This is a genomic window from Candidatus Limnocylindrales bacterium, assembly GCA_035571835.1.
In the GTDB taxonomy this organism is placed as follows: Bacteria; Desulfobacterota; Binatia; order UBA1149; family CAITLU01; genus DATNBU01.
In genome coordinates this window covers 26,873-38,649 of the sequence record DATNBU010000029.1, presented here as the reverse complement: position 1 = coordinate 38,649, position 11,777 = coordinate 26,873, and the positions used below count along the sequence as shown (strand labels likewise).

The window sequence follows — 11,777 nt, the reverse complement described above, 5'->3', positions numbered from 1 at the left end:
AATGTACCTGTCCCTATTAATGATCCGGCATGGTTGACGATCCGGTTGTCATTGTGTCGGGGGCGCGGACTGCGCTCGGGTCTTTTCAGGGCGTGTTTCAGGGCGTGGCGGCGACGGAGCTCGGCGCGACTGCGATTGCTGCGGCGGTCGAGCGATCGCGCGTTCCGGCCGCGGAAATCGACGAAGTCCTGATGGGATGTGTGCTCCCCGCAGGCCAGGGGCAGGCCCCGGCCCGGCAGGCGTCGCTTGGCGCAGGTCTGCCGCTCGGCACCGGCGCCACCACCGTCAACAAGATGTGCGGCTCCGGCATGAAAGCCGCGATGCTCGCGCACGACCTGCTGCTCGCCGGCAGCGCCCGCGTCGCCGTCGCCGGCGGAATGGAGTCGATGAGCAGCGCTCCGTACCTTCTGCCGAAGGTCCGCAGCGGACAGCGCATGGGAAACGGCGTGCTCGTCGATCACATGTTCTTCGACGGTCTCGAAGACGCATACGACAAGGGCCGATTGATGGGAACGTTCGCCGAAGACTGCGCGACGAAGTTCGCGTTCTCGCGCGACGAGCAGGACGCGTGGGCGATCCGTTCGCTCGAGCGCGCAAAGCGCGCGAACGAAGACGGATCGTTCGCATGGGAGATCGCGCCGGTCACCGTCCGCGACCGCAGCGGCGAGCGCCGCATCGACCGCGACGAGCAGCCGTTTTCGGCCGATCCGTCGCGGATCCCGACTCTGCGCCCTGCGTTCCGAAAAGACGGAACGGTCACTGCGGCCAACTCGTCATCGATCTCCGACGGCGCCGCCGCACTCGTGCTGATGCGCGAAAGCGAGGCCGCGCGCCGCGGTATCGAGCCGCTCGCCCGCATCGTCTCGCACGCGACGCACGCGCAGGAGCCCGGCTGGTTCACGACCGCGCCGGTCCATGCGATCACGAAAGTCCTGTCCGCGTCCGGCTGGAAAGCCTCCGACGTCGATCTCTACGAGATCAACGAAGCCTTCGCCGTAGTCGCCATGGCGTCCGTGCGCGAGCACGGTCTCGATCCGGAGCGCGTCAACGTCCACGGCGGAGCGTGCGCGCTCGGCCATCCGATCGGAGCCTCGGGCGCGCGCATCCTCGTCACGCTGATTGCGGCCCTGCGATCGCGGGGTCTTTCACGGGGCGTTGCGTCACTGTGCATCGGCGGAGGCGAAGCAACGGCCATGGCGATCGATCTGCGTTGACTACAGCCGGCGGTCACGGGAAAGTCGCACTCTAAGTCGTCCGCCGTTCCAACGGCGGTTACGGACTCCGGAGGAGGGGCCCCATGTTTGCATCTGCCTGCCTTTCGTCGCGCACGCGCGCGACCACTTCCGCATTGGTTTTCCTGGCCGCTGTGGCGCTGCTCGCCGCGGACGTTCGCAACGCCGGTGCGTTGATCGCCCCGGTGGTGTTCCACGATTGTGCCCAGGCGTTCCTGAAAAACTCGAGCGTACTGTTGAAGAAGCGTACGTCCGCTCTTGGAAAATGCTCGGATGCACTGCTCGCGTGCAAGCTTGACGACGAGCTTGGGAGCGGGAACTTTGCGACCTGCTCGGTCGATGCGATCGCGACCTGCAACAAGCTGCTCGATAAGGCCGACGACGCCGAAACGATCGCGGTCGAAAAGCTGGGCAAGAGCTGCTCGGGTCTTGCCGAGACGGACTACCGCACATCGGTCGGTCTCGGACAGCGGCGCCTGCTCGCCGAATGCGGCGTCGTCGAGACGGAGGCGGGCGCGTATGACTGCCTGCTCGCACGCACGCGCTGCCGCTCCAACGACATCACCGAAATGCTGCGACCGCGCACCTACGAGCTGTTGAATGCGGCGGGGCTGCTTGCGACGCGCGCGCACGACGTCGAGTGCCTCGATGTCCGCGCCCCGGTCGCACCGTCCGCGGGCGACCCGGCGCTGCTTGCCGACTGCCAGGCGGGCCTTGCAAAGATACTGGAGAAGACGGTCTCGAAGACGCCGAAAGATCTCTCCGCCTGCGTCGCAGACCTGCTCCAGTGCCAGCTTCACGAAGACAGGCTGCGCACCAACGAGAGCCAGCCGCCGGCCTGTTTCGAAGATGCCTCGACCTCGTGTGCGAAAGCCGACAAGAAGGTGACGGCCCTCGCCGCGACCGACCTCGCCAGCAAGGCTGCAGCGGCGTGCGCATCGGTTACGGCCGCCGATATGAAGGCCGACCTGAACTTCGAGCTCGGGTGCTCGTCGGCGACCACGGTCGCCGACGTCGTCGATTGCGCGCGCGACGCGGCGTTGCCGCCGCTGTTCCTGTCGATCGACGAGGCCGTACCGCGCACGTGTGAGCTCGGCGAGGACAGCGGTTACGACGTCTTCACGCGCGGCAATTTCTGTACGCCGGTCTGCGGCAACAACGTCGTCGAGGACGGCGAGGTCTGCGACGACGGCAACGGTGATACCAACGACACGTGCACCAACACGTGCCAGGTCGGCCCGACCGTACACGAGAGCGTGCTGATCCCGAGCGCTGCGCACCCCGCGCACACGCCGGACGGGACGCTTCCGAACGCCGTCGATCCGGGCAGCTCGGTTGCGATCCAGTTCGGCACGACGACGCCGGACCTCAATCACGCATCGTACGTTCGCTACCACGCGCCGGGCGCCGGCGATCCCGACGCGATTCTCGTGCTCGTTCCGGGCTTCGCAGGCGGCACGCATTCGCTGAAGATCGTGGCCGAGACGATGGTGGCCAAAGCGGCGGCGGCGGGTAACATCGTGCTCGAAGTGTGGGCGTTCGACCGGCGCACCGACCAGCTCGAGGACGATCTCGGCGGCGCGCTCGCCGACAGCGAGGACGACCCGGATCTCGGCATCAACTGGTATTTCGGCGGTGAGCTCGGACTCGCGCTCGACCCTCGCATCACGCGTCGCGCGGTATTCCACGAGGGCAGCGACATCCCGTTCATCGCGAACTTCACGTACAACATGTTCATCCACGACATCGACGCGGTCGTCGATGCAGCGCACGCCGTATCCGGCTCGCCGACGGTCTTCCTCGGCGGCCATTCGCTCGGCACGCTGTTCAGTGCGCGCTACGCGGCGACCGACCTCGATCCCGGCGTGGCGGTGGTTCCGGGCTACAGCAAAGTCGCCGGCCTGGTGCTGTTCGAAGGCGGCGGCGATTCGCTGCCGACCGGAACACCGTCGTCCGACTCGCTCGACATGGTCATCGCCAAGGCCGACGGCGGGCTCTACCACGCGATCAAGGACGGCGCGCCGCGCTGCTGGGAAGGCACGCCGTGCGCCACCAACTCGGACTGCAACAGCGTGACGCTCGCCGCCGGCGCGGCCACCAACAAGTGCATCGTGCCGGTCGATGCATTCGCCGGCGGAGTCATCTCGCCGCAGATCCATGCGGTCGGCGATTCGGTCGTCGTGCAGGCACGGCGTCATCCCGATTCGCTTTCGGTTGCGCAGAAAAAGTACGGCACGCAGACGCCGATCCAGGCCGTTCCGGGCCTTTCGCTTCTTGCGCTGCTGCCCAAAGGCAGCGCGGAGGCGGCCGTCGGATTCTTCCTCGACGACGACTACTCGCCGGAGGTTTCGTTCATGGCGTCGATGGGCTTTTCGGATAACGGCGTGAACAACGATCTCGGCGCCTACTACCTGGCCGGTGCACCGTTCGATGATCCGTATCGTTACTGGAAGGGCATCGAGCTGTCCATGCCTGCGGCTGCCGTTCCCGATCACGGCGCGGCGACCGGTACGTTCGAGCTGAACGGACAGGAAAAAGAGATCACGCCGATGGAGAACGTGCTGACGATGGTCCGCACGGGCGATCGCAACATCGGCGACTGGTATTTCCCGTCGGCCGGTCTCGGCGTGACGAGCGAGCTGCGCGTGTTCGTCGAGGACGGCTTTACCGGCGGGCTCGACTCGAGCGCACTGTCGATCGGGCGCGGGCGGCCCGACATCGAGAACCTGACCGAAGGCGCCGACATCGACATCCCGGTGATCTGCTTCGGCGGCAGCAACGGCATCTCGAACACGCCCGGCGCGTTCCTCGGTTTTGCCGAGAGCATCGGCACCTGCACGGCGCCGAGCTGCACCGGAGCGGCGCGCGTGGCGCTGAGCGACCCCATCACGCCGACCTACGGCGACATCGACGGAGGCTTCGAGGCGTACATCTCGGAGGGCTACGCGCACATCGACATCGTCGCTGCCGCGGACGATCCGGTGCACAACCAGGTCTACGCGCCGCTGCTGTCGTTCCTCGAGCGCAATACGAATTGATCTTTCTCACGCCCCGGGCCGGAATGGGCCGTGGAGATCGTCCTCGGAAATCGCCACGGCCCGCGAGTGGCCCGTAGGCTGAGAAGGACAGCGTGAACGAGACTGCTCTCGAACGGTGGCGCGAAGAGAAGGCGTCGAGCTGGGTCTATCGCATCGTCGCCGACGCCGAGCCCGACCTGAACCACGCGACGCTGTTTCGCGCGCTCGCCAAGGCCTCCGACGACCAGGCGGAGATCATCGCGCGCGACATTCCGGCGTCGGACGGGCCGCCGTCGTTTCGTCCGACACCCCGGCTCAAGCTCGTTGCGATTCTCGTTCGTCTGCTCGGGCCGAAGCGCTGCCGGCCGCTGCTCGCGGCCGTCAAGGTGCGCGGCCTTTCCGTCTACGATCGTCACCTGCTGATCAACGGGCACGTGATGCCGAAGAACGTCTCGGAGGTCGGCGGGCGTCACCAGAGCCTCGCCGGCGGAAATCTTCGAGCGGCCGTCTTTGGCGTCAACGACGGGCTCGTTTCCAACGCGTGCCTGATCCTCGGCGTGTCCGGAGCGGCGCCCGATTCGAGCGCGGTCGTGCTCGCGGGCACCGCGGGGCTTCTTGCCGGGGCGTTTTCGATGGCGGCCGGCGAGTACGTCTCGGTCCGGTCGCAGCGCGAGCTGTTCGAGTACCAGATCGGCCAGGAGCGCGACGAGCTCGAGATGTATCCGGAAGAGGAAGCCGAAGAGCTCGCGCTGATCTACGGTGCGCGCGGCGTGCCGGTCGACAAGGCGCGCGAGCTCGCACACGTGCTGATCAAGGATCCGCAGACGGCGCTCGACGCGCTCGCGCGCGAGGAGCTCGGCCTGAATCCGGACGATCTCGGCTCACCGATCGGAGCGGCGATGGCGTCGTTCGTTGCGTTCTCGTGCGGCGCGCTGCTGCCGCTGCTGCCGTTTCTGCCATTCGTGGCGGGTCACGTCGCGAGCGCGCTACGCATTTCGATCGCCGCATCGGCCGTTGCGCTGTTCGGGATCGGCGCGACGCTGAGCCTGTTTTCGGGCCGGGGCGCGATCACCGGCGGGATTCGCATGCTCGCCATCGGGATGTGCGCCGGAGCGGCGACGTGGGGAATCGGAAGGATGCTGGGAGTCGGCCTGAGCTGAGGAGCTCCGCGGATTTCGCGAGAACAGGGCCGACCGGAGCCGAAAAAACGGGGACCGTGCAATTTCGCAGAGTTACGAAATTGTACCTGTCCCCATTTATTTTTATTCGTACAGCCCGAAGGTCGTGTTGGTCAGGGCGGCGGCGAGGTCTTCGGCGGACAGGCCGAGGCATTGCGCATCGGGCATGTCGTCGAAGCGGCAGCCGAGCAGGCCGGTCGTGCTCGTGCATTTGTCGAGCGTCGCATCGAGCGGCTCGCGCAGCTCGGCGAGCTCCGCTGCGATGTCGGTCTGGCAGGTGCCGCCTTCGCTGCCCATGACGACCTCGTCGAGCTCGCACTCGGTGAGCGCCGAATACATCTTGAGCATCGTCTTCTGCATCGAGCGCACGATGCGCTGCTGGCACGAGTAGGCTTCCGCGTCAGAGATCACGTTGGAGGGAAGATCCGGCGGAGTGGTTCCGATCCCGTCGGCGAGCATGCCCTTCATCGCAAGATCCTGCTCACATTCGAGGCACTGGGCGACGCCGCTGATCGTGGTCGTCGAGATGCTTTCGCATCCTTCGCCGCACGACGACGGGAATCCGAGCGTCGTTCCGGTCAGGCCTGCGCCGGCGCACGCTTCGTCCTTGCTCCCGCCGACCGCGGTTTCGAACTTCTCGACGGCGCGGGCGAGCTTGAGGTCGCGGTCTCCGCCATCGCACGCGCGGCCCGCAAGCTCCTCGAGGTAACACTGATTCCAGATGCGAAGGTGCGACTTGGCATACTTCGACATGGCCTTGGTGATGGCGGCGAAGCACGGGGCACGTTCTTCATTGCTGGCCGTAGGATTGTCTCCGGCAAACACCGTGACCGGAAGGTCGTACTGAGCCTCGTCCGGATCGTTCGAAGAGATGCGCAGCGCGGTCGAGGAGAACGTGTCCGTTGCTGGCGAGAACGTGATGTCGAGTGTGATGCTCTGGCCGACAGGAATCGAAAGCGGAGTGGCCGGACCGCTGACCGAGAGCGAAGCCGGCGCTCCGGGCAGCAGAGCATACGAAGTGATGTTCAGCGGATCATCGCTGCCGTTGTTGAACACCGTCACCGACGAGGTCCGCGTCTGGCCGTTGTAGAGGATCATGCCGACACTCGTCGGGCTCACGCGGATGTCGAGCGGCTCGTGACAGGTCGCAACGCCCGGCGTGATGTACGTGTCGTAGCCGAGGGGCGGGTCGATCGCGTCCGTATAGTTCGCGCAGTTGTAGCCGGGCAGCGTCATGAAGGTGATGATTTCGTCGCCGCTCGTGTAGCCGTCGCCGTCCGGGTCCATCCCCTCGACGTCCATCAGCGACTGCATGACGGTCTTGCCGAGATAGAGCTGCTGCTCGACGGTCGATCCGAACGGGTTGCGCGCGCCGGTGCCGTACCAGCGGAAATGGCACACACCGCATGCATCGAGATTGCTGCCGTCGGGAATCGAGTAGAATTCCTTGAACTGTTCGAAATACGCGGGCCGCGCGTGACCGGCGGACGCGGTCAGCGCCACGATCAGTCCCGCCACGACGACGCGGAGTGCCGCTGCCAGAGGCTGCGAATTCCTCATGCGTGTCCTCACTCCCTGGCTTTCCACGATCGTGCTCATGGGTACGCGAGCTCCGGATACGAGGTCACCACCGCGCCGATCGCGTCTTCGACGCACTGGTAGACGGCTGCGTTGTCCGGGGCTCCCTCGGCGCAGCCCTCGATGCCGGTGTACGCCGTGCATGCGTCGATGCGCGACGCGGCGGATTCCTGCGACTTGGCGATCTTGCTGCTGAGCGAGCAGTCGAGCGGCGGATCGTTCTTGCCGCTGACGTTGGCTCCCTCGCACTTGAGCAGGGTCTGCGCCCACGACGAGGCCAGCTTCGTGGCCGCGCTGCCGATGGCGAGCTGGCAATCCTTGGGCGGACCGAGCGGGACCGAGCCGGGCAGCGTGGGCGGCGTGGTGCCGTACGCCGCTTCGAGCGTCGCCGCCGCGACTTTCTCCGAAAGGCAGATCGCGCAGTCGCCGACGTCGTTCATGTCGAACAGCAGGATGCTCGCGCACGGCGCGGGGCAGTAGTTGCCGAGGCCGAGGCTTCCCGGCGTCAGGTTGGCGGCCGCGCAGCGCTTGTCGAGCGAGCCGCCGAGACGGTCGTGCACGTTGCCTGCGGCACTTTCGATCGCCGCATTGAGGTCCTCGTCGTGGCAAGCGAGGCTCGCGGCTTCGGCGGCGTAGCAGTCGCTCCATTCGGACAGATACGTCTTGAAGTACTTCGCCTGCAGCTTGTCGATGTTCTTGCGGCAGCCTGCGAGGACCTTCTCGTCAGGCTCGACGTTGACGACCGCCATTTCGACCGGCGGCCCCATGTCGGCCGCCGTCCACAGGTCGAACAATAGAGGTCCGGCGGCGGTCGTGAAGTTTTCGTCGCGCAGGAACTCGACGTACTCCTTCGACGTCGTCTGGTAGTACAGGGTGACCTCCGCGCGCACGGCCGACGCTCCGACCGGATAATCCACGTCGTCCCAGTACTCGCCGTCGGCGTATGCCTGGCCGACCGGCTCGGCGTCGATCGTTTCGAACGCCGCATTCGTGAACCCGCGCGGCGGAATGCGGTTGTCGAACTCGCGCACGTTGTTGAGCGCGAGGTGGAAGCTTTCTCCGGCGGGCTGGCCGGTCAGCAGCGCGACGTCGGAGCTGATGCCCTGGCGCGTCTCCCAGACCTGCAGGTACGGATCGAAGTCGTCGTCGAGCGGCGCCGCGCCGTAACCGGAAAGCGTCGCATCGGAGAACACGTAACGGCCCGACTCGAACAGCACGTTGCGATCGGCATCGAGCGCGCGCACGTGAAGCCACATGCGGCGTCCGTCCGGATAGCCGGTCGGAAGCTTGTGGCCGCTCTCGTTGGTGACGCGCACGTGCAGCATCCCCGCGCTGATCGAAGCGGTGACCGTCGCCGCGCGGCGCAGCATGCGCTCGGCCTTGACGATGCCATTGGCAAGCAGATCCGCGTTCACTTCCGCGCCGAAGACCGGATGCATCGGAATGATGGTCGGAGTGAAGGTATTCGCACCGGCCATCTCGTGAAGCGGCAGATCGGTGCGGATGATGCCGCTGCTCGCATCCTTGCCGTAGACGGCCGGCATGTGGCAGCTCTGGCACGTGGACACGGTGTTGTCGCCGCCGACGCCGTTTCCGTTGCCCGCGAACTGGGGCGCTTCGACGCCGCCGTTCGCATACGCGCTGTTCTCCCATTCGGAGTAGGTCTGCTGCTCCGGGAACGCGAGGGCAGGGTCGCCCGGGGCGTCGAACGCGCTGACTTCATAGTCACCCGAGAGATTCCGCTGGAACACCGGGTTGAGCACGTTGTGGCACGTGCCGCAGATGTCGGATGTCTCGTGGAACGGAGACACCAGCGTCTCGCGCGTAGGCGCGTGCGGGTTGCTGCCGAGGTCGGCGATGATGTCGAACGGACCGCGCAGGCGATTTTCCGGGTCGACGACCATCTGCGCGCCGCCGTGTGTGGTCACCGGCGTCGCAAGAGCCGCAAGGATCGCCGCGTCTTCCGCGGGCGCGCCGGGCGCGCCGGACGGATCGACCAGGCGATGACAGAGGTTGCACTGCACGCCCTGGCGGTCGTCGGCCGTGGTTGCGGTCGCGTCCTCGGGTACCGACCGGCCTTCGAGCCAGCCTTTGGGCATGTGGCAGCGGATGCACATCTCGCCGGCGTGCGGCGCATCCTGGTTCGCGATCGCCATCGCGGCATACGTGATCGGATCGCGACCGGACTGGGCCATCATCGAGCCCTGCCAGTTCGCATAAGGTTCAACCTCCGGCGCACCGTAGCTTGCGTGACAGCCGGTGCAGTTCGAAGGCACTTCGAGATTATCGGTGATCGTCATCGGCTGCGTGCCGGGCAGCCGGAAATCCTCGCGCGTGCTCGGCAGCGGAGTTGCTGCCGTCACGACGGCCGGCACTGCGAGCAGTCCTGCCGACACGAGGGCCGCTGCGGAGAGGGCGAGAAGCCCTCTCCGCAGCGCGCAAAGCACAGGACTCGAAAAGCCTGACATGTTCACGAGTCCTCCGTCGCTCCGGTGTTACGGACAGACCGGGAAGTCCGGCGGGCCGAGAACGCTCGCGGGAGCCGTCGGATACGGATCCCAGCACGTTCCATTGGCGCCGGTGCTGATCGCATACGTCCAGTTACCGGAGAACGGAGTATCGGTGCAGGTGTTCGTGTCGCACTCCGAATCGGTATCGCAGACGTCGCCGTCATCCGCGCCGCCGGCGCAGTTTCCCCACGGATGGCTGCCATTTTTCTTGTTGGCTCCTCCGGGCGTGAGGTTGTTCAGGAACTGCAGGTTCGAAGTGTCCTGATCATAGCTCGGCGGATCGAACTGGTTTCCGGCCAGTGCGTTGATCGTCACCTGGTCGATGATCAGTATCCCGTACGAGTCGTTGAGCGTGACGTAGTTGTTCGCGAAGACGGAGTCGTCCTCCGAGATGACCATCATCCCGGTTCCGGTCGGAACGGCCGAAACCGTGGTGCCCGGAATCGCGAAGTTGCGCACGTTGTTCTCGTAGATGAGGTTGTCGAACACGTTGTGCCCGCCGCTGACCTGATGTTCGGGTCCAGGCAGCTTGAACACGAGCAGTCCGCCGGTGTTGTCGTGCGTGACGTTGCCGTACACGATTCCGTCCTTGCTGTTTTCGAGCTCCATGCCCGACACGCAGTCGTGGACGAGGTTGTGGCGCATGATGACGCCCTGCGACTGGCCGACGTAGATGCCGGCGTCGCGAACGTTGACGACCTCGGAGCCTTCGACGACTACGTTCGTGCTCTGCACCGGGAAGATCGCATACGTGCTGACCGCATCGACGTTTGCCGTGGAGAGGTTGTCGCCGTCTCCGTAGATGTCGCGGAAGCTGACGCCGTTGGCGCCGCTGACGAAGATGCCGTCGTTGGCCCAGCCGGTGACCTCGAGTCCCTCGAAGTGCAGGCCGTCGACGCCGGCCGCGAGGAAGCCGCGATTCGGCGGAGCGACCGCCGGAGGAATGACGCGCGGACGGTCATCGGTGGCCGCGCCGCAGCCGACGATCGACACGTTGTCGGCGGGGGACTGGCAGACGTCGCCGCCGCCGCCCGTGCATGAATCGACGCAGGTGCCGACCTGGCACGCGCCATTCGGGCAGTCGGCGTTGACCGTGCAATCGGCGCCCGGATTGTCGGATGCGACGTCGCACGTGCCGTAACAGTCTTCGTCTTCTGCGCACGCCGTTCCGGGATGCTGGGAAACCGCGCTGCACTTCTTGTCGCCGGGGCATGAGCCGAGAGAGACCGAGCACGTTCCGCCCGGAATCACGACGCCTTCGGCATAGTTGACGCCACCCGGAACGAGCAGCTTGTCGCCCGAGCTCGCCGCGGTGACGGCAGCCTGGATCGTTCCGGTGATGATCTCGCCGGTCTCCGAGTACTGCTGGTTGACGACCTCGTGCAGTGCGTTGATTGCCGTTGCCTCGACGCACTCGTGGAGGTTGTCGAACGTCGTCGCGCCGGGGCAGCCGAACAGGCCGCTGATCTCGTCGGCCGACAGCGTCTCGCACGTGGATACGATCGAGTCCCACGCCTTGAGGATGTTTTTGTTGAACTGGCCGTCGGTTTTCTCGTCGGTGGGCCGCGTGATCACGAGCGTCGTGCTCGAACCGACGCACTTGGTACCGAGATCCGTGCTGTCGCCGGCCTTCAGATGATCCTCGATGCACTTGTCGGAGTTTTTGACGAGATTTGCGAGCAGCTTGCCTGCTGCCTTGTCGATCGAAACCTGGCAGTCGACGGCACTCGGGCCGGCGTTCTCGCCGTTCGTTTCGGCGATGTAGATCTCGGTTGTCGCGTGGTTCTGTCCGAGCGTGCAACTCGCGATGTTCGCTCCGCTAGCGCCGCTGTACGAGTTGCCGAGCCCGGTCGAGGTCGCGCACGCCTCCGCGATCTTTTCGGAAGCCTTGATCGCGGCCTTCTGTGCTTTCTCGTCGTCGTCGGCGTTGGGACACGCATTGATCGCCCCATCCTCCACGCTCGCCGCGAGGCACTTGGTGCGGATTTTGGTCAGCGACTTGATGTACTTCTGGGAGTTCTTCGCGATTGCCGTCTGGCATTCGGCAGCTCCCGGCGCTGGTGCAGTAATGATCGGCGCCGTGTGCGCCTCGATGTACGGCGGTCCGACGGTCGTCGCCATCGCGCCGGTGGCAAAAGCCAGGGCTGCCGCGGCGGCCGCGGTGCCCGCTAGAAAATTCTTCATGTGGGTCCTCCCTCGTGGACTGAACGGTCTAAGTGGATACGTCCGCTAGCTACCTACGGGGCGGGTGACGAGTCAAGA

General features: G+C 65.7%; 6 protein-coding genes. 3 read left to right on the top strand and 3 right to left on the bottom strand.

The features are described from left to right. Nucleotides 1-29: 29 nt before the first annotated feature. From VN634_12590 to VN634_12580, 3 genes are all read left to right on the top strand, one after another. Nucleotides 30-1,214: an acetyl-CoA C-acyltransferase gene (locus VN634_12590; protein ID HXC51720.1), complete on the top strand. Its 1,185-nt coding sequence runs from the start codon at nucleotides 30-32 to the stop codon at nucleotides 1,212-1,214. Nucleotides 1,215-1,297: 83 nt separating this feature from the next. Next, nucleotides 1,298-4,270, top strand: a complete 2,973-nt coding sequence (locus VN634_12585) for a hypothetical protein (protein HXC51719.1) — start codon at nucleotides 1,298-1,300, stop codon at nucleotides 4,268-4,270. Between the two features lie 92 nt (nucleotides 4,271-4,362). Beyond that, entirely contained in the window at nucleotides 4,363-5,409 is a 1,047-nt protein-coding gene (locus tag VN634_12580) for a VIT1/CCC1 transporter family protein (GenBank protein HXC51718.1), read from the top strand. A 102-nt stretch (nucleotides 5,410-5,511) separates the two neighbouring features. Here the strand turns inward: VN634_12580 and VN634_12575 are convergent, their stop codons facing one another. The 3 genes from VN634_12575 to VN634_12565 all read right to left on the bottom strand — a co-directional run bounded on the left by VN634_12575 (nucleotide 5,512) and on the right by VN634_12565 (nucleotide 11,699). Then, complete coding sequence (locus VN634_12575) at nucleotides 5,512-6,987, bottom strand: hypothetical protein (GenBank protein ID HXC51717.1); 1,476 nt, start codon at nucleotides 6,985-6,987, stop codon at nucleotides 5,512-5,514. Between the two features lie 35 nt (nucleotides 6,988-7,022). Continuing rightward, nucleotides 7,023-9,401 (bottom strand): multiheme c-type cytochrome, encoded by a 2,379-nt coding sequence (locus VN634_12570; protein HXC51716.1) that lies wholly within the window; start codon nucleotides 9,399-9,401, stop codon nucleotides 7,023-7,025. A 99-nt stretch (nucleotides 9,402-9,500) separates the two neighbouring features. Continuing rightward, entirely contained in the window at nucleotides 9,501-11,699 is a 2,199-nt protein-coding gene (locus VN634_12565) for a parallel beta-helix domain-containing protein (protein HXC51715.1), read from the bottom strand. Between the last annotated feature and the right edge of the window lie 78 nt (nucleotides 11,700-11,777).